At 72.8% G+C, this 26,477-nt stretch carries 17 protein-coding genes; 10 read left to right on the top strand and 7 right to left on the bottom strand.

What is annotated here, in order from left to right; genetic code table 11:
* Positions 1-4: 4 nt before the first annotated feature.
* The 4 genes from ACWGKI_RS00530 to ACWGKI_RS00545 are packed head-to-tail and all read right to left on the bottom strand — an operon-like array spanning position 5 to position 5,675.
* Positions 5-892, bottom strand: a complete 888-nt coding sequence (locus ACWGKI_RS00530; RefSeq protein WP_452183809.1) for a carbohydrate ABC transporter permease — start codon at positions 890-892, stop codon at positions 5-7.
* The gene (locus ACWGKI_RS00535; protein WP_452183811.1) at positions 885-1,865 is read right to left on the bottom strand and encodes a carbohydrate ABC transporter permease; all 981 of its coding nucleotides are present in this window, start codon (positions 1,863-1,865) and stop codon (positions 885-887) included. The genes ACWGKI_RS00530 and ACWGKI_RS00535 overlap by 8 nt, the downstream gene beginning before the upstream one ends.
* Positions 1,862-3,163 carry an ABC transporter substrate-binding protein gene (locus tag ACWGKI_RS00540; RefSeq protein WP_452183813.1) on the bottom strand — a complete coding sequence of 434 codons (1,302 nt, stop codon included), beginning with the start codon at positions 3,161-3,163 and terminating at the stop codon, positions 1,862-1,864. Before ACWGKI_RS00540 ends, ACWGKI_RS00535 begins: the two co-directional genes overlap by 4 nt.
* A 28-nt stretch (positions 3,164-3,191) precedes the next feature.
* Positions 3,192-5,675: an ROK family protein gene (locus ACWGKI_RS00545; protein ID WP_452183815.1), complete on the bottom strand. Its 2,484-nt coding sequence runs from the start codon at positions 5,673-5,675 to the stop codon at positions 3,192-3,194.
* Between the two features lie 218 nt (positions 5,676-5,893).
* On the opposite strand from ACWGKI_RS00545, the gene ACWGKI_RS00550 reads away from it, so the two are divergent.
* The 3 genes from ACWGKI_RS00550 to ACWGKI_RS00560 all read left to right on the top strand — a co-directional run bounded on the left by ACWGKI_RS00550 (position 5,894) and on the right by ACWGKI_RS00560 (position 9,789).
* Positions 5,894-7,246: an MFS transporter gene (locus ACWGKI_RS00550; RefSeq protein WP_452183857.1), complete on the top strand. Its 1,353-nt coding sequence runs from the start codon at positions 5,894-5,896 to the stop codon at positions 7,244-7,246.
* 305 nt (positions 7,247-7,551) lie between these two features.
* On the top strand, positions 7,552-9,141 hold the full coding sequence (locus tag ACWGKI_RS00555) for an MDR family MFS transporter (RefSeq protein WP_452183817.1): 1,590 nt from the start codon (positions 7,552-7,554) through the stop codon (positions 9,139-9,141).
* 351 nt (positions 9,142-9,492) lie between these two features.
* On the top strand, positions 9,493-9,789 hold the full coding sequence (locus tag ACWGKI_RS00560) for a WhiB family transcriptional regulator (protein ID WP_452183819.1): 297 nt from the start codon (positions 9,493-9,495) through the stop codon (positions 9,787-9,789).
* A 33-nt stretch (positions 9,790-9,822) separates the two neighbouring features.
* Here ACWGKI_RS00560 and ACWGKI_RS00565 read toward each other — a convergent pair whose 3' ends face one another.
* Together ACWGKI_RS00565 and ACWGKI_RS00570 are read right to left on the bottom strand one after the other, a co-directional pair.
* Positions 9,823-11,091 carry an MFS transporter gene (locus ACWGKI_RS00565; RefSeq protein WP_452183821.1) on the bottom strand — a complete coding sequence of 423 codons (1,269 nt, stop codon included), beginning with the start codon at positions 11,089-11,091 and terminating at the stop codon, positions 9,823-9,825.
* A gap of 97 nt (positions 11,092-11,188) precedes the next feature.
* Entirely contained in the window at positions 11,189-12,676 is a 1,488-nt protein-coding gene (locus ACWGKI_RS00570; protein WP_452183823.1) for a CCA tRNA nucleotidyltransferase, read from the bottom strand.
* A gap of 82 nt (positions 12,677-12,758) precedes the next feature.
* Between ACWGKI_RS00570 and ACWGKI_RS00575 the strand changes: the two genes are divergently transcribed.
* From ACWGKI_RS00575 to ACWGKI_RS00605, 7 genes are all read left to right on the top strand, one after another.
* Positions 12,759-13,409, top strand: a complete 651-nt coding sequence (locus tag ACWGKI_RS00575) for an NUDIX hydrolase (RefSeq protein WP_380242229.1) — start codon at positions 12,759-12,761, stop codon at positions 13,407-13,409.
* 10 nt (positions 13,410-13,419) lie between these two features.
* Positions 13,420-15,786 (top strand): DUF6049 family protein, encoded by a 2,367-nt coding sequence (locus ACWGKI_RS00580; protein ID WP_452183826.1) that lies wholly within the window; start codon positions 13,420-13,422, stop codon positions 15,784-15,786.
* Complete coding sequence (murJ, locus tag ACWGKI_RS00585; RefSeq protein WP_452183828.1) at positions 15,783-17,795, top strand: murein biosynthesis integral membrane protein MurJ; 2,013 nt, start codon at positions 15,783-15,785, stop codon at positions 17,793-17,795. Before ACWGKI_RS00580 ends, murJ begins: the two co-directional genes overlap by 4 nt.
* Before the next feature lie 148 nt (positions 17,796-17,943).
* Positions 17,944-19,878, top strand: coding sequence for a hypothetical protein (locus ACWGKI_RS00590; RefSeq protein ID WP_452183830.1), 1,935 nt, complete (start codon positions 17,944-17,946; stop codon positions 19,876-19,878).
* A 110-nt stretch (positions 19,879-19,988) separates the two neighbouring features.
* The gene (trxB, locus tag ACWGKI_RS00595) at positions 19,989-21,038 is read left to right on the top strand and encodes a thioredoxin-disulfide reductase (protein WP_380242238.1); all 1,050 of its coding nucleotides are present in this window, start codon (positions 19,989-19,991) and stop codon (positions 21,036-21,038) included.
* A 34-nt stretch (positions 21,039-21,072) separates the two neighbouring features.
* A complete protein-coding gene (gene trxA, locus ACWGKI_RS00600) occupies positions 21,073-21,405 on the top strand; it encodes a thioredoxin (protein WP_380242240.1) in 333 nt (110 codons plus the stop codon).
* A 264-nt stretch (positions 21,406-21,669) separates the two neighbouring features.
* Positions 21,670-22,056 (top strand): YunG family protein, encoded by a 387-nt coding sequence (locus tag ACWGKI_RS00605; protein WP_452183832.1) that lies wholly within the window; start codon positions 21,670-21,672, stop codon positions 22,054-22,056.
* Between the two features lie 2,936 nt (positions 22,057-24,992).
* Here the strand turns inward: ACWGKI_RS00605 and ACWGKI_RS00610 are convergent.
* Positions 24,993-26,396 (bottom strand): ParB/RepB/Spo0J family partition protein, encoded by a 1,404-nt coding sequence (locus ACWGKI_RS00610; RefSeq protein ID WP_452183834.1) that lies wholly within the window; start codon positions 26,394-26,396, stop codon positions 24,993-24,995.
* Positions 26,397-26,477 lie beyond the last annotated feature (81 nt).

A 26,477-nucleotide genomic window follows, 5' to 3' on the forward strand; every position in this document is an offset into this window, starting at 1 on the left:
GCTCCTACTTGAGTCCGGAGTGGGCGAGGCCGTCGATCACGCGGCGTTGCATGACGACGAAGAGCAGGAGGATCGGCGCCATCGCGAGGACGCTGGCCGCCATCATCACCGTGTAGTCGGTGGTGGTGCGCCCGGCGAACGTCGCGATCCCCGCCGCGAGGGGCATGCTCTCTGCCCTGGTCGAGACCACGAGGGGCCACAGGAGGTCGTTCCACGACCAGAGCACGGTGATGATCGTCAACGCCCCGAGGCTGGGGCCTGCGAGCGGCAGCATCACGCGGGTGAAGACCTGGAACGGGTTGGCGCCGTCGAGGCGGGCCGCCTCCTCGAGCGAGTCCGGCACGCCCTTGAAGAACTGCATCATGAGGAAGGTGCCGAAGGCGCTAAAGACGCCCGGGGCGGCGATGCCTGCCACGGTGTTCAACCAGCCGAGCTCGTTGATGATCTGGTACTGCGGGATGAGGTACACCTGCGACGGCACCATGAGGATCGACAGCACGAGCGCCAGCAGCACCCCGCGCAGCGGGAACCGCATGCGGGCGAACGCGTAGCCCGCCATCGAGCACAGCACGAGCTGGCCGACGGTGCGCACCGCGGTGATGGAGACCGAGACCCAGAACTCCTGGAGGAACGGGAGCTTGGAGAACACCTCGGCGTAGTTGCCCCACTGGAGCTCCCCCGGCCAGAAGACCGGGGGCACGCTCATCACCTGGGCGTTCGTGGACAGGGACGTGAGCAGCTGCCAGACGAACGGGAACACCATGACCGCGCCGCCGACGGCGAGGAGCACGTGGGCCCACGTGTTGGACCCGTGGCGCGACGTGCGGCGCCGGGGCGGCCGGAGCGTGGCCGCCGACGGGAGCGGTGCTGCCGTGAGGGTCGTGTCAGGCATAGGTGACCCACCTCCTCTGCATGCGGAACTGGAGCAGGGTGACGGCGCCGACGATGAGCAGGATCACCATCGCGATGGCGGCCGCGAAGCCCTTGTCGTTGCGCAGGAACGCCTCGTTGTAGAAGAGGTACACGAGCGACTGCGTCTGCTGGATCGCGGGGTTCGCCTGGCCCATCAGGGCGTACAGCAGGTCGAAGAGCTGGAACCCGTTGATGACCGTGATGACGGTGACGAAGAAGATGCTCGGCGTCAGCAGCGGGGCGGTGACCGACCGGAACTGCCGCCAGGGTGTCGCGCCGTCCAGCGACGCCGCTTCGTAGAGCTCCGGCGGGATGTTCTTGAGGCCCGCGGACAGGATGATGATCGCGAAGCCGAGCGACGTCCACAGGCCGACGACGGACACCGCCACCAGGGCGAAGCCGGGCGTCGACGTCCAGGCCGGCCCGTCGATGCCGACCAGCCCGAGCGCCCAGTTGAGGATCCCGAAGTCGCCGTTGAAGATGAGGCGCCACACCATCGCGACGGCGGTGGGCATCGCGACGTACGGCATGAAGTACAGCACCCGGTAGAACGCGGTGAACCGCATGCCGGGGCGGTTGAGCAGGCTCGCGACGAACATCGCGACCGGGATGCCCAGCAGCACGATGCCGGTGTAGACGAGGGTGTTGACGACGGCCGTGCCCAGGTCGGGGTCGCGGGCGAGACGGGCGTAGTTCTCCGTGCCCACCCACGTCTGGCCGCCGAAGGCGCCCCACTCGGTGAAGCTGAAGTACCCGGTCTGGATGATCGGCCACAGGTAGAACAGCACGACACCGAACATCGTGGGGAGCACGAACAGGACGGGCCACCAGCCGTCGTGCCCCCGCTGCGGCCCGCGCGGCGCGGGCCTCCTGGGCGGGGTCGGCGGGGTGGCCCCCCGGGCGGGCGAGGCGACGCCGTCGCCCGCCCGGGAGGTGTGGTCGACGGACGTCATTCCTTCGCGAGCTCCTCGTTCATGGAGTCGGCCAGCTCCTTGGCGACCTCCTCGACGGGCCGCTCGCCGGAGAACGCCTGGGGCAGCAGCTCGTTCTCGAGCGCGTTCCAGGCCGCCGTGTTCTGCGAGATCGGGTACGGGAAGGACATCTCGTCGGCGGAGTCCAGGAAGACCTGGATCCCGAAGCTGGGCACGGAGTCGACGAACGCCTGCTGCGTCCCGGTGTACGCCGGGTTCGCCACGCCCATCTCCGCCTGCGTGCGCTGCGCCTCCTCGGACCCGAGGTAGGCGAGGAAGGCGTTGGCCGCCTCCTGGTGCTCGCTGTCCGCGGCGACGACGTTCGCCAGGCCGTGGATCACGGTGGCGCGCTGCTCGGGACCCTTCGGCAGGCGCACGATCCCGAAGTCGTCCTTGTTCGGCGAGTCCTTCATCTCCCCGACGGACCAGTTGCCGGACCAGAACATGGCGGCCTTGCCGGAGTTGAACCACACGTTCGGCTTGGTGTCCGAGAGCTGCTGGACGTTCGGCGACGCGCCGTCGGCGATGAGGTCGGCCCACAGCTGGAGCCCCTCGATCGACGCAGGGTCGTCGTAGCCCGACGTCGTGCCGTCGTCCGAGATGACGTGGCCACCGGCCTGCAGGATCGAGTCGTAGTAGCTGCTCTGCCCGCCGCCGTTGAGCTCGGTCACCACCCCGTACACGCCCTTGTCGGACAGCTTGTCGGAGATCTCGCTGGCCGCGGCCTTGAACTCGTCCCAGGTCCAGTCGTCGGTCGGCAGGTCGACCCCGGCCTGCTTGAACAGTGCCTTGTTGTACCAGAGCGCGACGGTGTCGAAGTCCTTGGGGACGCCGTACTGCGTGCCGTCGAACGTGTAGAGCTGGTTCAGCGCGTCCGGGTACTTCGAGGGGTCGATCTCGCCGCTGTCCGTGAGACCCGTGATCGGCTCGAGCAGGTCGTTCGCGGCGTACAGCTGCACGTTCGGACCGTTCATCCAGAACACGTCCGGCAGCGTCCGGGACTCGCCCTGCGTCTGCAGCTTGGTGAAGTACTGCTGGTAGGGGGTCAGGTCGACCGTGACCTTGATGTTCGGGTAGGTCTTGTTGAAGTCCTTGATGTTCTGGTCGATCGCGGGCTTCTGGTTCTCGTCCCAGATCGCATAGGTGATCTCGGCCTGGGCGTCGGTCGCCGCGACGGCCGCGTCGCCCTCGGCGGCGTCGTCGCCGCCCGAGCATGCGGTGAGCGTCAGTGCGACGGCAGCGACGCCCAGGAAGGCCGCGCTGCGGATGAGGTGCTTCATCAGGGTGCTCCTCCGATGGGGTGGTGCTTCAGGTCCCGGGCGTCCGTGCCTCGGGCTCGACGACGTCGTCGAAGTGGGCCGCGACCTCGGGGGCCACGGGGTGGACACGCTGCGGCGCCGAACCGGCCCGGAGCGAGAGAGTGGCGGCCACGCCGGCCGCGACCGCGTCGCGTGCCATCACCGGCGAGGTGGTGATCGGCGTGCCGTCGGCCACGAACCGCAGGAACTCGTCCACGGTGAGCCGGTCCGCGTCCTGGTGACCCTGACCGCCCGCGGCGATCGGGTACTCGACGTCGCCCGCGGCGGCGTACGCGGTGCGCCGGTTCCACACCCGCACCGAGCCGCCGTCGCCGTCGCCGAAGTTCTCGAGCCTGCCGCGGGTGCCGATCACGGTGTAGTTGCGCCAGTAGTCCGGCGTGAAGTGGCACTGCTCGTAGCTGGCGAGGACGCCGTTCCCGAGCCGCATCAGCATCATCGACGTGTCCTCCACGTCGACGACGGGGTGCAGGCCCTTCTGCTCCAGCGGCGGCCAGTTGTCGTACGAGAACCAGTCGGTCATGAGCTGCCCCGTCCGGTCCGCGCGGTCGGTGACACGGCCGTACACCTGCAGGTCGCCCATGCCCACGACGTCGCGGGTCGTGGACCCGGCGAGCCAGTGGATGACGTCGATGTCGTGCACGGCCTTCTGGAGCAGCAGCCCTGTGCTGCGCGAGCGGTCGGCGTGCCAGTCCTTGAAGTAGTAGTCGCCGCCGTTGCCGACGAAGTGCCGGCACCAGACCGCCTGGACGTCACCGATCTCGCCGCGCGCGATGATCTCGCGCATGGTGCGGACCACGGCCATGTGCCGCATGTTGTGCCCGACGTAGAGCGGGGTGCCGGTCTGCGCGGCGGCGGCGAGCACGCGGTCGCAGTCCTCGACGGTCGTGGCCAGCGGCTTCTCGAGGTACACGGCGACGCCGGCCCGCAGCAGCTGCTCGCCGATGTCCGCGTGGGTGTCGTCGGGCGTGCAGACGAAGGCGGCGTCCGGCACGCGCCCGTCGTCGGGCCGCAGGAGCGCGTCCAGGTCGGTCGCGAACGTCGGCCCGGGGCCGAACAGCTCGCCCGCCCGGTCCCGGCCCGCCGGGTCGACGTCGACGGTGGCGACGATGCGCGCGGGCACCCCCGTGCGTCCGACCCACTGCGCCATCCGGGCGCGGGCACCCACCCCGACGACCGCGACGCGCAAGGGCTCGCGGACCACGAGAGGAGCAGGCGCCTCCTCGCGCGGCGCGGTGTCGTCCGCCACCTCGACCGGGGCCACGGCACTTGCCCCCGACCGGGCGGCGACGGCGAGCGCGTCCGCGAGCGAGGCGGCCGGGTCTGCGGCGCGCAGGGAGGGCGCGGCGATCTCGGCGCTCCCGAACACGGCCTCCGAGCCGATCTCCAGCGCCCGCACCAGCGCGCCCAGCGCCGCGCCGTCCGACGCGAAGGCCGAGGTCACCAGGGGTGCCGCGGCGCGGGGGTGGACCAGCCGCTCGACCTCCGCCTGGAGGGGCGCGCGGAGCAGCTCTCCCGCGCGGGAGAGCCCTCCTCCAAGGACGACGCACTCGGGGTCGACGACCATGGCGAGGGTGGCGACGCCGGGCGCCACACGTCGCACGTACTGCTCGATCAGACCGAGGGCGACCCGGTCCCCCTGGCGTGCGCGCAGCGCGACGGCCTCCGCACCACCCGCCTGCTCGATCTCCCCGAGCAGGCTTCCTTCGCACCAGCCGTCCCAGCCGGTCCAGGAGAAGTCGCCGACCTCGCCCGCGGCGAAGCGGTTCCCGCGGTAGACCTGCCCGCCCAGCACCAGCGCGGCGCCGACCCGGTAACCGAGCTGGACCAGGACGACGTCGTCGGCGAGGCGAGCAGCCCCGAGCGCGTGCTCGGCGAGCGCCGCCATGTTGATGTCGTTCTCGATCACGACCGGGTGGTCGCCGCCGGTGGAGAGGCGGGCAGCGAGGTTCACCCCGGTCCAGTCGGCGATCGGGAGCGAGAGGCGGACGCGCTCCCCGTCGACGATGCCGGGCACCGCCGCGGCGACGGCGGCGAGCCTGGACCTCGGGGCGTCGACCTCGTCGAGGAGCTCGCGCTGCACGGCGCGCGCGATCTCGAGCCGGGCCACGCCGTCGACCGGCCCCTCCGTGGTGCGCCGCACCACGGCGCGGACGTTGCCCGCGAGATCCGCCACCATGCCGGTCACCGAGTGGACGCCGAGGTCGAGCCCGACGACGTAGCGCGCGTCCGCGGCGAACGCGTAGTGCCGCGCCGGGCGGCCGAGGGTCCCCTCCTCCACGCCCGCCACCTCGCGGGCGAGGCCCCGTTCGACGAGCTCGGAGACGATCGACTCCACGGTGGGGCGGGAGAGACCGGTGTCCTTCGCCAACGCCGTCAGCGTGGACGCCGGGCTCCCGCGCAGCACCTCGATGCAGCTGAGCGTGTTGCGTCGTCGCGCGTCCGTGACGTGCCGGTCCCCGCCGGTGCGGACCACGTGCCCTCCTCGGTGCCTGCGCCGGGGTGTCCTGGGTCACATCCGCGGCTGGATTTCCGAAACGTACCTTCATAAGTCATCGGGCACAAGGGACTGCTCAGGAATCTTTTTCTGGATCCCTGCTTCAGAACTCCGCGCGGCGCCGGCGTGATGCGCCCGGGGGACCGCCCCCGTGAGGATCTCCGGGACGAGCACCTACGCTGAGGGGCGTGGGAGCGATGAGCGAGACCTGGCACGAGCTGCGCGCGCTGCTGCGGCTGGACGGCTTCCGGAAGCTCTTCACGGTCCGCCTGGTCTCGCAGGCCGGTGACGGGATGTTCCAGGTCGGCCTGGCCTCGCTGCTGTTCTTCTCCCCCGAGTCCCAGGGCACGGCCGCCGCCATCGCCGGCGCGTTCGCCGTCATGCTCGCGCCGTTCACCATCGTCGGGCCGTTCGCCGGGGTGCTCCTGGACCGGTGGCAGCGCCGTCAGGTGCTGGTGTGGGGCAACGCGGTGCGGGTCGTGCTCACGCTGGGCATGGCGGGCCTGATGCTCGCCGGCGGCGTCGGCTGGGGCATCTACGCGATCGGTCTGGCAGCCCTGTCGGTGAACCGCTTCCTGCTCGCCGGGCTCTCGGCCGGCCTGCCCCGCGTGGTCGACGGCCCGCTGCTGCTCACGGCGAACTCGTTGTCGCCGACGCTCGGCGCGGGGGCTGCCTTCGTCGGCGGGGGCATCGGCTACGTCCTCGGGCTGACCTTCGAGCCCGGCCGGGTGAAGGACTCGTCCGCGCTGGTCTGCGCGGCCCTGGTGTTCGCCGTCGCCTCGCTGCTGGCGACACGGCTCGGCCGTAAGCAGCTCGGCCCGGAGGCGCCCGCGGAGGCGGACCTGCGCAGCGAGATCGCGAAGGTCGCGCACGGCCTCGCCGACGGCGCCCGCTACCTCGTCGCGCGTCGCACCCCGGGGCAGGCGCTGCTCGCCATGGCGGTGCACCGCTTCCTGTACGGCGTCGTCTTCATCGCGTCGATCCTCATCTCCCGCAACCTGCTGGACCCGGGCGACCAGAACGCCGGCATGGGCACCTTCGCGGTCGTCGTCGGCCTCACGGGCGCGGGCGGCGCCGTCGCGATGTTCCTGACGCCCACCCTCTCGCGCCGCACCGGACCGCAGGGCTGGGTCGCGATCATGCTGCTGCTCGCTGCGGCCAGCCAGCTGCTCCTCGTCACCTCGCCCGAGCGTGCCGTCGTCTACACGGGCGCCGCCCTGCTCGGCCTCGCGGCGCAGGGCACCAAGATCGCCGTGGACACGATCGTGCAGCGCGACGCCGAGGACGAGTTCCGCGGCCGGGCCTTCGCCTTCTACGACGTCCTGTACAACGCGGCGTTCGTCGGAGCCGCCGCGCTGGCCGCGTTCACCCTCCCCGACACGGGCTGGTCGCGCGGCGTCTTCGTGGGCCTCGCGGTCGCGTACGTCGTCGCCGCGCTGCTCATGGCCACGCGCGGGGCCCGCACGCCGTCGGACGTGCCGGCCGGGCTGGGCCGCACCGGCGGCGCAGCGGGCTCAGGTGGCGCCGAGGGCGCATCCGCCCGCGCCTGACCCTGGCTCCAGCACCGGCACCGGCGCCGGCGCCCTCACGCATCGATCCGTCCGCGCGGCACCGACGAGTTCGGTCCGAATAAGAAGTCGTCACGGGTGCGGGAATATCGCAGGATGGTTCGTGGTCGTACACAGTACGGTCTCGCCCTCCGCCGACCGCACCGAGGGTGACCGTCCGTCCCCCGGACCAGGACCGACGCACGACCGAGCACGACCCACCACGACGACGTCCGCGCGCTCGACCGGCGCCGGCCGTCCCCTGCCCTCCGCCGGGTCCCCCGGCGCCGACGCGAGCGGAGCACAGCGTGCCAGCCCCCCGACCGACAGACACCACCGTTCCCTCCGACACGAGCACCCCCTCCGCCCCGAGCACCGCGCAGGCCGCCCCCTCCCCCGCCGGCGCCAAGGACGCCACGTCGTTGCCGCCCGGCGGCATCGTCATCGACGCGGCGGTGCCCCAGCGCCTGACGCGGCAGCAGTTCGTCGTCATCGCGCTGCTGCTCGGTTCCGCGTTCGTCGTCATCCTCAACGAGACGACGATGAGCGTGGCCCTCGCGCCCCTGATGACCGACCTCGGCATCACCGCCAGCACCGGGCAGTGGCTCACGACCGCCTTCATGCTCACGATGTCGGTGATCATCCCGGCCACGGGGTTCCTCCTGCAGCGCCTCGGCACCCGCGGCGCCTACCTGCTCGCGATGTCGCTGTTCAGCGCGGGCACGCTGCTCGCCGCGCTGTCCCCGGGCTTCGGCTGGCTGCTGGGCGGTCGCATCGTGCAGGCCTCGGGCACGGCGATCATGATGCCGCTGCTGATGACGACGATCATGACGGTCGTGCCGCCGGCGATCCGCGGCAAGGTGATGGGCAACATCTCCATCGTCATGGCGGCGGCGCCCGCCCTCGGCCCGGCGATCTCGGGCGTCATCCTCGACCTGCTGAGCTGGCGCTGGGTCTTTGGCGTCGTGCTGCCGATCGCCCTGGTCGCGCTGGTCATGGGCTTCTTGTACATCCGGGACGTCGCCGACCGTACACACTCCCGGCTCGACCCGCTGTCGCTGTTCCTCGCGGCGATCGCGTTCGGCGGCCTCGTCTACGGTCTGTCGAGCATCGGCGAGGCTGCACGCCACACGCCCCCGGTCGCGCCCTGGATCCCGCTCGCCGCCGGTGTCGTCGTGCTCGGCCTGTTCGTGTGGCGGCAGCTGCTCCTCGCCCGCGAGGACCGCGCCCTGCTCGACCTGCGGGTCTTCCGCTTCCGGGGGTTCAGCCTCGGACTCGGGATCATGGCCGTCGGGATGCTCGCCATGTTCGGCTCCCTCATCCTGCTGCCGCTGTTCCTGCAGCAGGGCATGGGCCTCGAGCCGCTCGCGACCGGCCTCGTCGTCCTGCCCGGTGGCCTGCTGATGGGCCTCCTCGGCCCGACGGTCGGCCGCCTCTACGACAGGGTCGGCCCGCGCCCGCTGGTGACGCCCGGCCTGATCGTGGTGTCGGTCGCGCTCGGCCTCTTCACGCAGGTGCACGCCGACTCGTCCCCCTGGTACGTGCTCGCGCTGCACGTGACCCTGAGCCTGGGCCTCGCGTTCATGTTCACCCCGCTGTTCACGTCCGCGCTGTCGTCGCTCACCCCGCGCCTGTACTCGCACGGCTCGGCGGCGATCGGCACCGTGCAGCAGCTCGCGGGCGCAGCCGGGACGGCGATGTTCGTGGCCGTGATGACCACACGCTCCGTCGCGCTGGCCGCGGACGGCGCGTCCCCCCAGGTCGCGCTCTCCGAGGGTGTCGGGGACGCGTTCGTGTGGGGCACGGCGATCATGCTCGTCGCGGTCGGGCTCTCGTTCATGCTGCGGCGGGTCCCGGCGGACCCGCACGGCGAGGCCGGGGCACCCCCGGCACACTGACGACGCCTGAGGACGCCCGAGGACGCCCGGTGACGACCTCGGGCGCCTCGGGCGGACCTCCGGTGCCTCGAGGCGTCCACTACGCGCTGTCACGCCCTCGCGCAAGGTCCTTGCAGGATCCGCACGGCGGGGGTTTTCCCGTCTGGCGTCCGCGACCATCAGGGGGCGCCCTGGTCACGAGGGGCGCCGGCCGCGATGTGGCGCGGCCGAGCCGTGGAGGTCGGGCTCCGGGGACGCCCCCCTGGCCCTGACAGGGCCTGGCCTCCACGGCAGCCACCGGTGCGCGTCGCCCACGTCGCCTCGTCGCCGGTCGGCGGACCGCACGACGGCACAGGGGGTGGGAGCACGCGGGTGAGCGTTGGACAGCGGGCATGGCGGGAGCACGCCACGTGCGCAGGGTGGGACATCGACCGCACGGACCCGTGGTTCCCGGCGGAGCCGGGCCGGCCCGACGCCTACGCCCTGGCGAAGGCGTTGTGCGACGGGTGCCCGGTGCTGGACGAGTGCTTCCGTGAGGTCATGGCGCTCGAGGCGGGGACCAGCAAGTACTACCGCGAAGGCGTGTACGCCGGGCTCGACCCCGACGAGCGGGCGCGCCTCGACCACTCCGGGCGACGACGTCGGCGCGGCCCCCGCTGGAACCGGTAGGCAGGTGCAGGGCCTCGGACGTCGGCCCCCTGGTCAGGCGACGACGGACCGCGCGGCCGCAGGGTCCCGGGCGGCGACGCGGAAGGCGGGGGCGAGGACGACCACGCCCAGCGCCAGCAGGGCGGGGACGGCGAAGGCCAGCCGCAGGCTCAGCACCTCGGCGACCCCGCCGATGAGGCCCGCCCCGACGACGAAGCCCACGTAGTTGAAGAGGTTGACGCGTGCCACGGCGATGCCGGTGCCGTCCGGGTCGAGGCGGCCCGCCACGGAGAACGACAGCGGCACGACGACGCTCAGCCCCAGCCCGGTCAGGCCGAAGCCGACCACGGCGAGCCAAGGCCCCGGGGCGAGCGTCACCGCGCTGAGGCCGGCCACCCCGACGAGCCCGCCGACGGCGACGGGCGCTACCGGCCCGAACCGGTTGACCTGCCGGTCCGCGGCGAGCCGGCCCACGAGCTGGCACCCCAGGTACGCGGCGAGGCCGAGCGGCGCGACGTTCGCCGCCGCACCGAGAGCGTCCTGGATGTACTTGGTGGACCAGTTCGACGTCGCCGAGTCCGCGACGTACACGATGGTGACCGCCAGACCGACGAGCACCAGCGGCCCCCACGGCGGGCGGACCGGCTGCGGCGTCGGCGACGCCGGCTCCCCTCCCGCCCCGCTGCCGTTGTGCGCGACGGTGGGCACCACAGACCGCTCCGGCCGCTCCGACCGCTCGGGCCGCGACAGCGCCGTCGCCACGAGGTCGACCGTCACGCCCACGCCCGCGACGAGGCCGAGCCCGCCGGCCAGCGACCAGCCCGCGGAGTGCGCCAGCACCGCCGCGAGCGAGCCGAGGATGCCGCCCACGCTCCACGCGCCGTGGAAGGAGTTCAGCAGGCTCCTGCCGTACCGCTGCTCCACCTCGACACCCTGCATGTTCATGCTGGCGTCGACCAGGCCCAGCAGCAGGCCCACCGCCGCGACCGTCGGGTACAGCGCCCCCACCGTGGGAACCAGGCCCGCGCCCAGCACCGCGAGCGCCACGAGCGGACCGCAGACCCGCAGCAGGCGGGCGCTGCCCACGCGCGGGGCCAGCGCGCCCGCGAGGACGCTCCCGACACCGGCCACGACGGGCACCAGCAGCAGGATGAGCGTGAGCGTGCCGTCCGAGATCCCCAGCTGGTGCTGCAGCGTCGGCACCTGCGCGAGCAGGCCGGCGAAGCACATGCCCTGCACCAGGTAGAAGGCCGCGACGACGAGCCGCGCCCGCCGGTACGGGTGATCGTCCGTCGTGGCGCCTGCGCCCGGCAGACCGCTCATGTCCCGCCTCCGCTCGTCGCGCTGGCGGGCTCGTCGTCGGGCCCGTGCGCCAGCGACGAGGATAGACCCGCGGCGGCGGCCGGCGGCAAGGGTCGGGTCAGGACTGGCGGGCGGCCCACCAGGCGCGGAGCTCCTGCTCGGCGCGCTCGTCGCCGAGCGGGCCGTGCTCCATCCGCAGCGCGAGGAGGTGCTTGTAGGCCTGCCCGACGACGGGCCCGGGCGGGACGTCGAGGACCGCCATGATCTGCGAGCCGTCGAGGTCCGGGCGGATCGCGTCGATCTCCTCCTGCTCGCGCAGGGCGGCGATCCGCTGCTCGAGGCCGGTGTAGGAGTCGGCGAGCCGCTGCGCCTTGCGCTTGTTGCGGGTGGTGGAGTCGGCGCGGGTGAGCCGGTGCAGACGCTCCAGCAGCGGTCCGGCGTCGGTGACGTAGCGCCGCACCGCCGAGTCCGTCCACTGCCCTTCGCCGTAGCCGTGGAAGCGCAGGTGCAGCTCGACGAGGCGCGCCACGTCCTTGACCACCTGCTTCTCGTACTTCAGGGCGCGCAGCCGCTTGGCCACGAGCTTGGCGCCGACCACCTCGTGGTGGTGGAAGCTCACCCCGCCGCCCGGCTCGAAGCGGCGGGTGGCGGGCTTGCCGACGTCGTGCAGCAGGGAGGCCAGGCGCAGCACGAGGTCGGGGGCGGGGACGGGGCCGTCGGGCCCGGTCTCCTGGGCGATCGCCTGCTCCAGCACGGTGAGGGAGTGCTGGTAGACGTCCTTGTGCCGGTGGTGCTCGTCGATCTCCAGGCGCAGCGCGGGCAGCTCGGGCAGCACGTGGTCGGCCAGGCCGGTGTCGACCAGCACCTCGAGGCCGGCGCGCGGGCGGTCGCTGAGCAGCAGCTTCGTGATCTCGGCCTGGACCCGCTCCGCCGAGACGATCTCGATGCGGCCCGCCATGTCGACGATGGCCTGCCGGGTGGCCGGCTCGACGTCGAAGCCGAGCTGGGCGGCGAACCGGGCGGCGCGCATCATGCGCAGCGGGTCGTCGTCGAAGGACCGTTCGGGCGCGATGGGGGTGCGCAGCACGCCGCGGGCCAGGTCGGTGAGGCCGGAGAAGGGGTCGACGAACGTCAGGTCGGGCAGCCGGACGGCCATCGCGTTGACGGTGAGGTCGCGGCGTGACAGGTCGCCCTCGAGGGTGTCCCCGAACGCCACCACGGGCTTGCGGGAGGCGGGGTCGTACTCGTCGCTGCGGTAGGTCGTGACCTCGACGACGACGTCGCCCGAGGCGGTGCCGGGTCCGCCGGTGCGTGCGAACCGTCGCGCACCGATGGTGCCGAACTCCTTGCCGATGTCCCAGTGGGCGTCGCCCCAGCGGGCGAGCAGGGCCTGCGTCTCGTCGGGGCTCGCGGACGTCGCGAAGTCGAGGTCGTGGCTGGCGCGGCCCAGGAAGGCGTCACGGACAGGCCCTCCGACCAGTGCGAGCTCGTGCCCTGCGGCGCGGAACACCTCGCCCAGCTCGACGGCGGCGGGGGCCATCTCGGTCAGCACGGTGAGGGCTCGGCGCAGCAGCGCGGCAGGGGCCTGGGGCTCGGGGGTCGACACGGCGTCCCATCCTCCCAGATCCTGGCTGTCTGCGCCCCGGAGGCTGGGCCGGCGGGCGGCCGTCACTCGGTAGGGTGGGCGCATGTCAACCCCGGCCCCGGTTCCCGCCCCCCGGCGCGGGCGCCCGGCCGTGCCGGTCCCCGTGCCGCCGGGAGGGCACCCTCTCAAGGTCGACCCCGCCCGGCTCGCCGGGCCGCGCGGCGCGACGACGCCCGCCGTCGTCGGCGTGGCGCCGTCGGGCACCACCACGCACCTCCCCGTCAACGAGGAGACGTCCGCGGGCGGTCTGGTCGTGCGGCTGGCCCCGGGCGGCCCGCAGGCCGCCGTCATCGTGCGGCGCAACCGTGGCGGCCGGCTCGAGTGGTGCCTGCCGAAGGGGCACCTGGAGGGCGAGGAGACGCCGGAGCAGGCGGCGGTCCGAGAGATCCGCGAGGAGACGGGCATCCTCGGCACGGTGCGCGCCCGGCTCGGCGTCATCGACTACTGGTTCAGCGGTGAGGACCACCGGGTGCACAAGGTGGTGCACCACTTCCTCCTGCGCGCCGAGGGCGGCACCATCACCGCCGACGGCGACCCTGACGGCGAGGCGGAGGACGCCCTGTGGATCCCGGTCGACCAGCTTCCCGACCGGCTCTCGTACCCGAACGAGCAGCGGCTGGCCGTCGCCGCGCAGCAGGTGCTGCGGCGCACCCCCGATCTCGTCGCCCGCTCCGTCCCGGGACCCGTCGAGTGAGGCCCCCCGCGTGACCATCTCCCGTCGTCCGGGTGCCGTCGCCGCACCCGTGCCTCCGCCCGCCCACCCGGCCCGCGTGCTCGCCGTCCTCGTCCTGCTCGCCGGCGTGCTCCTGAGCGGGTGGCAGATCGTGCTTCCTGCGGGCGCCGCGGCGAGCGCCCCGTCCGCCGCCACCTCGGTGGGCGCCGCGAAGAGCCGCGGTGGCGCGACGGTCGAGGTGGTGGGGAGCAGCCCGACGCTCGCGCGGCCCGGCGGCACGGTCGTCGTGACGGCCCGCGTCACGAACGGCACGGCCACGGCGCTCGACGGCGCGGTCGTGGACCTCGGCGTGTCCTGGCGCCCGATCACGTCCCGGTCCGAGCTCGCTGCGTGGGCGGACGACAGGAGCGGCCGCACCGCCGTCCAGCAGCTCCCGTCCCGGCCGGTCGACCGCCTCGCGCCCGCGGAGTCGGTCCAGGTGAGCCTGGAGCTCGACGTCGACGCCCTCGGCCTCGGCTCCGACGCCCCGTGGGGGCCGCGCGAGATGTCCGTCGCCCTGGTGCAGGACGGCAGCGCGGTCGACGTGGTGCACACCTTCCTCCTCTACGCGCCCCCGGGCGGCGTGCCCGACCCGGTCTCGCTGAGCGTCGCGGCGCCCGTCACCGGCCCTGCCGCCGACCCGCAGGACCCGGACGCGTACGCGGCGCAGCTCGCGGACCTCACCCGGTCGGGCGGCCGGCTGGAGCGCGTGCTCGACGCCGCCGCGGTCACCGGCACCTCCCCCGGCCTGTCCCTCGCGGTCGACCCGGCGCTAGCCGCCGCGGCAGAGTCCTCCGACGACCCGGACGTGCAGGCCTGGGCGGCCCGCCTCACCGGACGCACCGCCGACCCCGCGGCCGAGGAAGACAGCGGCGACGGGGGGACCGGCGACGGCGGTGACGAGGCTGCCGAGGGCGGCGCCGTCGACGCCACCACCGCGGCCACGACAGCAGCGTCGACCACAGGGTCGACCACAGGGACGACCTCCGCGGCGGCGGGCGACGCCGCCGACGTCGCGGTCCTGCCCGGGTTCGACCCCGACCTCGCCGCCGTCGCGCACGCCGACCCGTCGCGCGCCGACGTCGCCGCCGCGACGAGCGGCGAGGCCGCCCTCGGCAGCACGTGGCAGCGGCCCTCCGGGTGGTCCCTCTCCGTCGCGTGGCCCGAGGGCCGGACCGATGCCGCCACGCTCGCGACGGGTCGGGCCGCCCAGGTCGACCAGGTCGTCGTCGGATCCGGGCTCGCCCCCACCGGCGACGTGCCCGCCTCGGCGCGCGCCGCCGTCGACACCCCGTCGGGCAAGGTGTCCGCCCTCGTCGCGGACTCGGGGCTGTCGGCCGCGTTCGCGTCGCTCACGGACACCGCAGCCGCCCCGTCGGCCGCGGAGGCCGCCCAGCGCCTGCTCGCCGACACGGCCCTGCTCGCCCTCCAGCAGCAGGACGCCGGGACCGGGGACCTCCACGTGCTGGCGACGCTCCCGCGCAACTGGTCGCCCGACGCCGCGCTCGTGGGCCGCGTGCTCGACTCCCTCGAGGAGTCGGCCTGGGCCGACGTCGTCCCCCTCTCTGCGACCGTCGCCGCGCCCGCGTCCCGCGTCTCGCGCGACGACCCGGCGCGCAGCGCCACGGCCGGCGCCGAGCTGGCGCCGCAGTCCGTGGACCGGATCCTGGACACGCACCGCTCGCTCGCCTCGTTCGCGACCGTCGCCACCGACCCCGTGGACCTCACCGGCGACCTCGACCAGGCGCTCCTCGCCCCGCTGGCCGTCGCCGCGCGGAACGCCCCCGCCGCCCGCGACCGCGCCGTCGACGTCGCCGTCGAGCGCGCCGACGCCCTCCAGCAGGGCATCGGCGTCGCCGACCGGTCCGACGTCACCCTCGTCAGCGACACCGGCAAGCTGCCCGTGAAGGTGACGAACGAGCTGCCCGTCGACGCGACCGTGACCGTCGTCCTGCGGCCCGACGTCTCCCGGCTCATCGTCGAGTCCCGTCCCACGGTCGTGGTCCCCGCCGGCACCTCGACCAACGTGCACGTCCCCGTCCGCGCCATCGGCTCCGGCGACGTCGAGCTCCAGGTCGAGGTGCTCTCGCCCGACGGCGCCGTCGTCGCCGGTCCGACGAGCTTCTCCGTGCGCGTCCGCGCCGGGTGGGAGACTGCGGGGACCGCCGTCGTCGCTGCCGCGATCGCGCTGCTCTTCGTCGGCGGCATCTGGCGTACCGTGCGTCGCGGCCGGTCCTCTGCGCGCACCACCGCCGAGGGCGTCACCGAGGCCGTGGACCCGCAGGGTCCCGACCCGGCCGTCCCGGCCGAGACCGACGCCGCTCCCCCCGCCCAGGCCACGGAGAAAGACCCCTCATGACCGACTCGCCCGCCTTCCCTGACGACGGCCGGCCCGAGCGACCTCGCGACGGGGCCCCCGTCGACCCCGTCATGCCGCCGAGCTATCCGCCGGCCTTCCCGCCCCCGCCTCGTCGTGGCGCCCCCGGGAGGCACGACACGACCGGGCACGGATCGACACCGGCCGCGACGCCCGGCGCGGCGGCCTGGGCCGAGGGGCGTACGGACGAGGGGCGTACGGACGAGGGGCGTACGGACGAGGGCCGCGCGGACGAGGCTGCGGCAGCCGGCACCCACGAGGCCGGCATGGTCGAGCCGGGCATCGCCGAGCCGGTCGCCGGCGGGCCCGAGGCCGACGGCGCCGGCACGAGCGCGCCGTCCGCCGACCGGCCTGGCGCCGCGGACGCCGTGCGCCGCACGAGCCTCGGCCGCGGCTCCATCGTCATGACGGCGGGCACGGTCGCGTCGCGGGCGTCCGGGCTCATCCGGTCGGTGCTGCTCGTGGCCTGCGTCGGCGCCGTGGGCACGGTGGCGAACGCGTTCGACATCGCGAACAAGCTCCCGAACATGCTGTTCGCGCTGATCTCCGCGGGTGTGCTGCAGGCCGTGCTCATCCCGCAGATCCTGCGCGCGATGAACGCCAAGAACGCCCGGGAGCGGCTCGACAAGCTGATCTCGATCTCGGGCCTCGGGCTCCTGCTGCTCACGGCCGTGCTGGTCGTCGCCGCGCCGATCATCGTCACGCTCTTCACCCTGCGCGGGCACGTCGACCCCGACGCGCGACACCTCGCCGTGGTCTTCGCCTACTGGTGCATCCCCCAGGTCTTCTTCTACGGCCTCTACATGCTCCTCGGCCAGGTGCTCAACGCCCAGGGCAAGTTCGGCGCCTACGGACTGGCACCCGTCGCCAACAACGTGGTGTCGCTGCTCGGCTTCGGGGCGTTCCTCCTGACCTGGGGCACCGCGCCGGAGCGCGGCATCAACGACCTCTCGACCTGGTCGTCCGCCCAGACCACCCTGCTGGCAGGCACGGCGACACTGGGCATCGCCGCGCAGTCCCTCGTCCTCGTCATCGCGCTGCGTCGGTCGGGCTTCGGCTGGCGCTTCCGCTGGGGGTTTCGAGGGATCGGGCTCCGGTCCGCCGGCACCGTGGTCGGGTGGACCATCGGCGCCGTCGTCCTCGAACAGCTGGGCGTGCTCTACCTGTCGAACGTCCTGTGGGCCGCCGCCGGGAACGACGACGCCGTCGCGGGGAACGCCGCCTACACCCAGGCCATGACGATCTACCTGCTGCCGCACTCGCTCGTCGTCGTCTCGATCATCACGGTCCTGTTCCCCCGCATGACGGCGGCCGTCCACGCCGGCGACCTCGCCGGCGTGCGTCACGACATGTCCCTGGGGATGCGCTCGGCAGGCATCTTCTCCGTCTTCTCGGCCGCCGCGCTCGCCGTCCTGGCCGTGCCGCTGACCGAGGCCCTGCTCCCCACGGCGGGGCCGAGCGGGGTCGCGGCGATCGCCCCGATCATCCAGGCCATGGCGCTCGGCATCGTCGCCCTCGGAGCCACGGTCATGGTCCGGCGCATGTACTTCGCGTTCGAGGACGGCCGGTCGATCTTCGTCATCCAGGTGATCGCGACCGTGTCGATGGTGGCCGTGCTGTGGGCCGCGATCAGCCTGCTCCCCGTCACGTGGTGGGCGGTCGCCGCCGGTGGCGCGTACGCCGTGTCGACGTGGATCTCGCTGCTGCTGCGCGTGCGCGGCATGCGGCGCAAGCTGCACGGCATCGACGGGCGCAACGTCATGCGGCTGTACGTCCGGGCGACGGTCGGCGCCGCGGTCGCGGCGCTGCTCGGCTGGCTCACCGTGCGCCTGATGGACGGCTACGTCGTCACGTCCTGGGGGCACTCGGTGCTCGTGACCGCCGTCGCCGGCGTCGTCATGGTGCTCGGCTACGTCCTGTCCCTGAAGGTCCTTCGCGTGCGCGAGCTCGACGACGCGCTGGCCCCCGTCCTCCGCCGGATCAAGCGATGACCGCGGTCGCGTGCCCGGCTCGGGCGGGTTCCGTGAGGGCCCTGCGGGCGCGCCCGCCGGTCACCGCCTCGCGGCCACCAGCCCGCCCGTACGATGGTCCGATGGACCGGAGGACACTCTCCCCCCGCACCCCCACCGAGGAGTCCAGGTGAGCACCCCCCATCCCGGGACAGTCATGGTCGATCGCTATCGGCTCGTGCAGCCCGCAGCCACCGACCTCGCCGCAGCTGAGGCGTGGGAGGCGCACGACCAGATCCTGGACCGCCCCGTCCGGGTGACGTTCATCGACGGCCCGTACGCGTCGGCAGCACTCGACGCCGCCCGCCGGGCGGCGCTCGTCGCCGACCCGCGGCTCTCGCGCGTGCTCGACGTCGGCAGCACCGACCTCGGCACCGGCCAGCGCAGCTACATCATCTCCGAGCCGTACCGCGGCTCTTCGCTCACGGAGGTCGTCTCCAGCGGCCTGGTCGACGCCCAGCAGGCACGCGCCGTGGTGGGCGAGGCCGCGGCCGCGCTCGAGGCCGCAGGCCAGCGCGGCGTCCACCACCTGGCCCTGCGCCCCGAGGCCGTGCGCGTGGACGGGCACCGTGTCGTCGTCACCGGGCTCGGCATCGACGCCGCGCTCGCCGGGGTCGACGGCGGACGGACCACGGTCGGCGCCGACGCCGCCGCCGCTGACGCCCGCGATCTCGTCGCCCTCGCCTACTACGCCCTCACCGCCCGCTGGCCGGGCGACTCCCTCGAGGAGCCGTGGATCGCCACGGACGCCGTGCGCCCGCTGCCCGCGCAGACCGACCCTAACGGCGTCGTGCCCGTCTCCGCCCTCGTGCCGCACGTCGACCCGGACCTCGACGCTCTCGTCCGCCGGACCTTCGCAGCCACGCCCGACGCCCCGAGCGCCCCGGGCGACGTCGTCGCCGCGCTCGCGCCCTGGGGCGAGGTCTCGGTCGTCGCGTCCCTGCCGCAGTTCGTGCAGCCGTCCACCGAGCCGCCGGTGCGCTCGTCGGTCCTCGGCGCCGTGGGCAACGGTGCCGGCCTGCCGGGCACTCCTCCCCCGGCCCCGCCGGTCCGCCGGCCGTCCACCGGTCGCATCGCCCGGGCCGCCGCCGTCGGTGGGGCCGTCGGTGGGGCCGTCGGTGGGGCCGTCGGTGGCGCCGCTCCGGCCGGTCAGGCGGCAGCACAGTCGACCCAGGCCATCCCGCCGGTCGGGACACCCGCCGGGGGTCCGGCGGCGCAGCAGACCGCCGCGATGGCCCCGGTGCAGCAGGGTGCCCCGGCCCCCCAGCCCGCGCAGCCCACGCAGGCGTACGGGGCCCCGCCGGCCGGCTACGCCACGCAGCAGGCCTACGGCGCCGCCCCGCAGACGGCGCACGCTCCGGTGCCCCCGCCCCCTCCCGTCGGCGGAGAGCCGCGCACCGACACCGGTGGGTTCGCGTCGACGCCCGCACCCAAGCGGCGCGGCGTGAACCCGACGCCGATCGTGCTCGGGCTGGTCGTCGTGCTCGTCCTCGCCGGCGCCCTGTGGGCGGTGTCGCGCGCCATGTCGCCGTTCGACGCCACGGTCGCCGAGAGCCCGTCGCCGACGCAGGCCGCGAACGGCGGCACCGGTGCCGAGCAGCCCAGTGACGACGCCTCCGAGGAGCCCACCGAGACCCCGGAGGCGCGGCCGGTCATCAAGTCGGGTGACCAGCTCGACCCGGAGGGCGACGGGCAGCACCCGGAGGCCGTGGACCTCGCGTACGACGGTGACCCGTCGACGTTCTGGTACACGATGTACTTCAACGCCCCCGACTTCGCCGGGCTCCGTTCCGGGCTCGGGTACGTCATCGAGCTCGAGAAGCCGGCACCGGTCACCTCGATCACGCTCAACACCAACTCGTCGGGCGGGCACGTCGAGGTCCGTGCGACGTCGCGGGACAAGCCGACCGACGGGCCGGTGCTCGCGGAGGGGTCGTTCAGCTCGGAGACCAAGCTCGACCTGTCGGAGGAGACCGTCGCGGACTCCTTCGTGCTGTGGATCACGGAGCTCCCGCAGACCAACGGCAAGAACTACCTGGAGCTCAACGAGATCGTCCTCTCGTAGGTCCCTCGCCGGGCGGCCTCCGTCGTCGCCCGGGAACACCGCACCACCTCGTCGTGTTGTGGTCGGTGGCGCCCCAGGACGCGACACACCAGCAACGACCAGGAGAAGACGTGACCGATCAGCCGACCAACACCACCGGTGAGGCCACCGTGCACGACATCGTCATCGTGGGCTCGGGACCTGCCGGCTACACGGCGGCCGTGTACGCCGCGCGAGCCGGTCTGGCCCCTGTCGTCATCGCCGGGTCGGTCACCGCCGGCGGCGCGCTGATGAACACCACCGAGGTGGAGAACTTCCCGGGGTTCCCGGCCGGTGTCCAGGGCCCGGACCTCATGGAGGCCATGCGGGAGCAGGCCGAGAAGTTCGGGGCGCGCGTGCTGTGGGACGACGCCGAGCAGGTCGAGCTGGCCGGTGACGTCAAGACGGTCGTGACCGGCGGCGGCGAGACCTTCAAGGCCCGTGCCGTGATCCTCGCGACGGGCTCCGCGTACCGCGAGCTCGGCCTGCCCGAGGAGAAGCAGCTGTCGGGCCGCGGGGTGTCGTGGTGCGCGACGTGCGACGGGTTCTTCTTCCGTGACCAGCACATCGCCGTCGTCGGCGGCGGTGACTCCGCGATGGAGGAGGCCACGTTCCTCACGCGATTCGCGTCCAAGGTGACGATCGTGCACCGCCGCGACTCGCTGCGGGCCTCGAAGATCATGGCCGACCGTGCCCAGGCCGACCCGAAGATCGAGTTCGCCTGGAACAGCGAGGTCGCCGGGATCTCCGGTGAGGACAAGGTCCAGGGCATCACGCTGCGCGACACCGTCACCGGCGAGGAGCGCCAGCTGGACACCACCGGCCTCTTCGTCGCCATCGGCCACGACCCGCGCACCGACCTGGTCAAGGGTCAGATCGACCTGGACGACGAGGGCTACATCCTCGTCGAGGGTCGCTCCACGCGCACCAACCTCCCCGGCGTCTTCGCCTGCGGCGACGCCGTCGACCACACCTACCGTCAGGCGATCACCGCCGCCGGCTCCGGGTGCGCTGCCGCGCTCGACGCGCAGTCCTACCTGACCGAGGTGGCGGACGCCGACGGCGAGGCAGACCTCGCGGGCACCCCCGCGGTCCCCAACCCGGACGGACTTCCCGCGGCTCTCGACTCCGTCGCGGGCTGACTTCTTTCCCACCCCCTCATCGAAGGAGCGACACATGGCTACCGTCGCCGTCACCGACGACACGTTCAAGACCGAGGTGCTCGAGTCCGACGTCCCGGTCCTCGTTGACTTCTGGGCCACCTGGTGCGGGCCGTGCCGCATGGTCGCACCGATCCTCGAAGAGCTCTCGGACGAGTACGAGGGCAAGATCAAGATCGTCAAGCTCGACACCGACGCCAACCAGGCCACCACGATGGCCTACGGCATCACGTCGATCCCGACGCTCAACGTCTACTCCGGCGGCGAGCTCGTAAAGTCCGTCATCGGTGCGCGCCCCAAGCGCGCCCTCCAGGAGGAGATCGACGCGGTCCTCGCGCCGAGCGCCTGACCTTCCTCGACGGCCGGGTCTGTTTCACGTGAAACAGGCCCGGCCGTCGGCATGTCCGGAGCCTGTGGTGGACCCCCACCTCGCACGCTTGGCCCTGGAGCTTCACGCTGGTCGACAGCGCGACTCGGAATCCATGGCCGCGGCGTCGCGCGTCGCCGGTTGCCGGGGTGTTCCTCGCCCCGGAACGTCCGGGCTCCTCGGGCACGGAAGACGGGGCTCCCGAGTGGCGGTCCTTTGTCAGTGGTGGCTGGGACGATGTCCGCTATGCCGACTATTGACGAGCTCCGCGAGCACTTCCTCGCGGCTTGGGGCCCCGACACCTGCTACCCCCACATGAGCGACGAGTGGAGCCCTGAGAAGCCTTCGCGCGACCAGTGCGGCATGACTGCCCTGGTCGTCCAGGACATCCTCGGGGGTGACCTGATCCTGGCGGAGGTTCACGTGGACGGTGCCCAGATCGGTCACCACTACTGGAACCGGCTCCCGGACGGTACGGACGTCGATCTCACCGCCGACCAGTTTCTGCCGGAGGAGACCGTGGTGGGTGGCACCGTCGTCATCCGTCCTCCCGATGCTCCCCGCTACCACCGGGAGCAGTACGAGCTGCTGCGCGACCGCGTCCTCGCGTCACTGGGGACCGCCGCACCCTGACGACCCGCGAGCCCGTCCCGCGTTCCGGATGCACCCGTCACGCGAAGCGACGTCGGTGGGCGCCCTCGTCCCAGCACCGAAACGACGTACACAGCCCGGGCGCACGCGACGTCCGTGTTGGTGACCGCGGTCGAGGCCTGGTCGTGGGCGAGGGGACATGAGCCCGCCGGGCGTGCCCGCTGCCGTCGACCAGACCGGCTCGCCCACACGGTCGTAGCCCGCCCGAGCCTCGGCCACCAGGCTGCCAGGCCGTGCAGGCGTAGCCCCGCCGCTCCGACCGGCTCTACCGTGCGGGCGTCGGTCCGACAAGGCGTGGCCGTGCGGGCGTCGGTGCCGCCAGGCGCGGCCGTGCCGACGTAGGTCCTACCAAGCGCGGCCGTGCGGGCACGGTCCAACTACGCGTCGGTCCAGCGTCGGTCCAACCCTGCGCCGCTCATGCCGGCGTCGTGCAGCGGCTGCCGGGGAACCTCTGATCGGCCGAGCGCTGCGCGGGCACGGCGACGAGCGAGCAGACAGACGTCTATGTGCGTCAGCACACCTCCAGGTCGCATACCTGTCGCACAGCTTGTGCTGGCCTAGCCGACGAGACGAGAACCGAGTGACGGAGGCGATGGTGGAGGGTCTGCGGCCGCTGAACTGATCGGACGCCGGGCGCGTTCGGGCCGCCTGGGATAGCAGTCGTGAATGCGTCAGCCTCAGCTCGGCCACAGGGGATGTCCCGATCACGTCCTCCTCCCCGACCATGGTCCGCGAGGTGGGTCGTCTCTGGAGCAGCGTCGTGACCAGAGCCGATGCAGCGCACGCGTGACTCTCAGGCCTTCACACGGCTCCACCAGGGCCCGCGACGACTTCCGCGCCGCAGCGCTGTGGCAGAGCAGGGCTGGAGCGTGCCAGTGCGCGGAGCCGTGCGCAGGAACCGGAGTCCTCGCACCTTCCGCGTCGTCGAGGCGTCGGCACACGTGCCCGTATTGGGCGGACCGGGACCACCGGTCCGGACGAGGTCATTCCGACGCTCCTCCGGTCTCCGGCAACTCTCCACCGGTCCCGACGGCTTTCCTAGGGCCTCGCTCTCCCCGCCATCCAGGGCGTCGCCGGCGCGCCACCGTCACGGGGAGGCGAGGGTTCACACCCAGCGTGACGTCGGAGCCAAGCTTCGCCGTGCGCAGCTGCCCGTCCTCGGCGCTGATCTGCCCCTCCCGACCAGGACCCCTCCCGACCAGGACCCCCCTCCCGACCAGGGCACATGACGCCCCGCCCCCTCTTCACCGACCCGGGCACACCACGACGTTTCACGTGGAACATCGCACGATCATCCGCCTCGACGCGCAGCCGACCGCTGCCCCACATCCGGTCGGCACCTCCAATACGACCCCAGGTCTCACACCTCCAACCGACTTCCCTCGCCCGGTTCCGGACACCCCGCCGGCACCAGCAACCTCGCCGAGGCCGTCCGTGTACCCGACACCGCGCGCCGCCCCGGCCCGATCACTGCCCGATCACTGGCCGGTCCGCTACCCCACTCCGCGCTCGCCTCTACGCGGCAGGGATCCCCCGCCCAATCTCCCGCCCAATCTCCCGCCCGGCAGCAACCTCGCCCAGGTCCGCCCCTACTCCCGACACCACGGCCAACCCGGACCTATCACTGGCCGGACCGCCACCCCACTCCGCGCTCGCCTCTGCGCGGCAAGGGATCCCCCGCTCAGCTTCCCCCTCCGACACCAGAACCCCGCGCCGTCCCGCGCACCCGATAGCGCGCATCCCCCCGCCCGTTCGCCACCCCGCTCCGCGCTTGCCTCTGCGCTCGGCCGCTTCGTGCCGTGCCGTGCCGTGCCGTGCCGTGCCGTGCCGTGCCACGAACATCTTGACGCGTCACTCTGGGGCGTACCCGGCTTATCCGTCGAGTCCGACACAACGCTGCACCCTTCGGCAAAGCCTCTCCTCCCCTGCGGTCCCCTTGAGGGGCCACCGAGGCCAGGAGATCCTGACGGTCAACGTCGCTCGACCTGAGCTGGGGCTCTCGTTCCACGTGAAACGTCGCTGCGACGCTCAGGGTTGGCGAGCGAGCTCAGGCCCTCCATCAGCACCTGCGGCTCATCTGCGCCTACCCCTCATGTGTAAATTGCCCACGCTTCGGCGCTCAGCTACCTGACCCGCTGGCGAACCACCTCCGCGAGCAGCCTCGTCTTGCGGAGCGAGGCCAGGGTGCGCTCGGTGCGAAGTTGTCGAGGGCTCGGGCCCCGGGGGAGCGCTCGTACCACAGGCGGCGGACCTGTACGTCGTCCTGGACGCGGCCTTGCCCGTCGTCCATGACACGGCCGGCACGTCGTCCACGACGCGGCCCCGCACGTCGTCCACGACGCGGCCCGAGGGGGTGCACCCCGCCTCCGCAGCTCCACCGTCCGCCCGCGCCGACAGTGGTCTCGGCCTGGGCGCTACCCGAGGCTCAGCCCCAGGAGGTTGTACGACCGGCAGTCTTCGAGCGGTCGTGGTGCACGTTTCACGTGGAACATGCCTGCTACCCCCAGACCTTGCGCGTGCTGCTTCCCGTCAGATCCGCACGCCTCAGCCTCCGCGGGACTGGCTGACCTGCGCCGACGCTCTGCGAGCCCACCACCGTGCTGACCACGGCGACCTCTCCGCGACTCCTGACCGCGCGTTCACCTGAATACCGGGCGGGGCCCAACTATCGGTGACGGCTCGCGGTGGGGCGAGGGCATGAGACGTGTCTCGGGCAGGCCGACAGAACCCCGCCGCCTAGCCACCGTCGAGATGTGCCCTGCGCGCGCGGCCACCGGCTCGGTGAACCAGCGCGCGGCAGATGCCACGACGACGACCAAGAACCAGTGGCGTGTCGTGGCCCCTGCGACGCTCCATGCGCCCCCACGCCAGCGGGCACCGCTCCGAAGAGGCGGTGCCCGCTGGTGAGAACTTCGAGGTCAGGAGCGAAGGAGTCCCGGATCCTCGGGTGCCATGACACCGAGGATTCGGTTGAGGTCCTCCACGGACGCGAACTCCACGGTGAGCCGTCCCTTCGTCTTCCCGATGTTGACCTTCACGCGCGTCTCGAAGCGGTCCGCGAGGCGAGTCGCGAGCTCGTCCATCGCCTCGCTGCGCTGCCCCGCCCGCGGAGCACGCCGGGTCGTCTTACCGCCGTCTCCGCTGGTCAGCAGCGTGACGATCTCCTCTGTCGCGCGGACCGAGAGTCCCTCCGACACGATCCGCTGAGCCAGGCGTTCGATCTCGGCACCATCACTCAGAGCCAGCAGGGCGCGTGCGTGCCCTGCCGACAGGACGCCGGCCGCCACCCTGCGCTGAACCAGCGGCGGCAGCTTCAAGAGGCGCAGCGTGTTGGAGATCTGGGGACGCGAGCGAGCGATCCGAGTCGCGAGCTCCTCATGCGTGCAGCCGAAGTCGTCCAGAAGCTGCCGGTACGCCGCCGCCTCCTCGAGCGGATTAAGCGCCGCACGGTGCAAGTTCTCCAACAGCGCGTCGCGCAGCATGTCGCTGTCATCGGTCTCACGGACGATCGCCGGGATGGTCTCCAGACCAGCGACCTGGGAAGCCCTCCACCGCCGCTCACCCATGATGAGCTCGTATCGGTCCTGGTCAGAGGCATCAGGCCGCACGACCACGGGCTGGAGCACGCCGATCTCCGAGATCGAAGCAACCAGTTCGTCGAGCTCGCCATCGTCGAAGACGGTGCGCGGCTGCCAGGTGTTCGGCCGGATCGACTCCACCGGGAGCTCAGCGAAACGGGCGCCAGGGACCGGACGGAGTTCGGTTTCACGTGAAACGGCATCGTGGACCGGCGTATCGGCATCCGTGCCGAGCCCTGCTGCCGTGGCTTCGCCGGCGACGGCGGGCCTGTCCCCGTCCTCATCGGGCGCCTGCGCCGGGGATGACTCAGTCAGGTCGGGAATCTCGATGCTCGTGATCAGACCCAACGACAGCGAATCTGCTCCGAGGCCGCCGTCATCCTCGACGGGGGCCCCTGCCGACATGGCCGAGCGATCGGCCAGCGCACCGCTCGTCTGAGGCCGTTCGTCCTCGGCAACAGGCTCACTCTCCCGCGACTGCTGCTCGTTCCCGGTCCGGATGCTCAGGCGGCCCCCCGCGATAGCGGAGTCCCAGGACGCAGATCGCCGGCTGGTGCGGCCGTTCTCGTCGGAGGCCTCCCCCGACGTGCGCTCCGCGCCCACGCTGGCGAGCTTGCTCGCGTCCGCTGCCGTTTCTCGAGGTTCACCAGCAGGGAAGAAGACGTCGACGGGTCGGTCCCCTTCCGGGCCGGACGGGATCAGCGCACCGAGCCCGCGCCCCAGGCCACGCTTCTTCTGACTCATGCTCCAGCCTCCTGAACCATGGGGCCCCACGCTCCCCTGCTCGTCGTCGAAGTATCGTGCCGCCCCCGCCGCTGCGGGGCG

The sequence above is a fragment of the Isoptericola sp. NPDC055881 genome, assembly GCF_053615895.1.

Bases quoted from the DNA above. Each gene is read 5' to 3' on its own strand.
- ACWGKI_RS00535 (WP_452183811.1), bottom strand. From the start codon at position 1,865: ATGACGTCCGTCGACCACACCTCCCGGGCGGGCGACGGCGTCGCCTCG.
- ACWGKI_RS00565 (WP_452183821.1), bottom strand. From the start codon at position 11,091: ATGAGCGGTCTGCCGGGCGCAGGCGCCACGACGGACGATCACCCGTAC.
- ACWGKI_RS00550 (WP_452183857.1), top strand. From the start codon at position 5,894: ATGAGCGAGACCTGGCACGAGCTGCGCGCGCTGCTGCGGCTGGACGGC.
- ACWGKI_RS00540 (WP_452183813.1), bottom strand. From the start codon at position 3,163: ATGAAGCACCTCATCCGCAGCGCGGCCTTCCTGGGCGTCGCTGCCGTC.
- murJ (WP_452183828.1), top strand. From the start codon at position 15,783: ATGACCGACTCGCCCGCCTTCCCTGACGACGGCCGGCCCGAGCGACCT.
- ACWGKI_RS00530 (WP_452183809.1), bottom strand. From the start codon at position 892: ATGCCTGACACGACCCTCACGGCAGCACCGCTCCCGTCGGCGGCCACG.
- ACWGKI_RS00610 (WP_452183834.1), bottom strand. From the start codon at position 26,396: ATGAGTCAGAAGAAGCGTGGCCTGGGGCGCGGGCTCGGTGCGCTGATC.
- ACWGKI_RS00575 (WP_380242229.1), top strand. From the start codon at position 12,759: ATGTCAACCCCGGCCCCGGTTCCCGCCCCCCGGCGCGGGCGCCCGGCC.
- trxA (WP_380242240.1), top strand. From the start codon at position 21,073: ATGGCTACCGTCGCCGTCACCGACGACACGTTCAAGACCGAGGTGCTC.
- ACWGKI_RS00605 (WP_452183832.1), top strand. From the start codon at position 21,670: ATGCCGACTATTGACGAGCTCCGCGAGCACTTCCTCGCGGCTTGGGGC.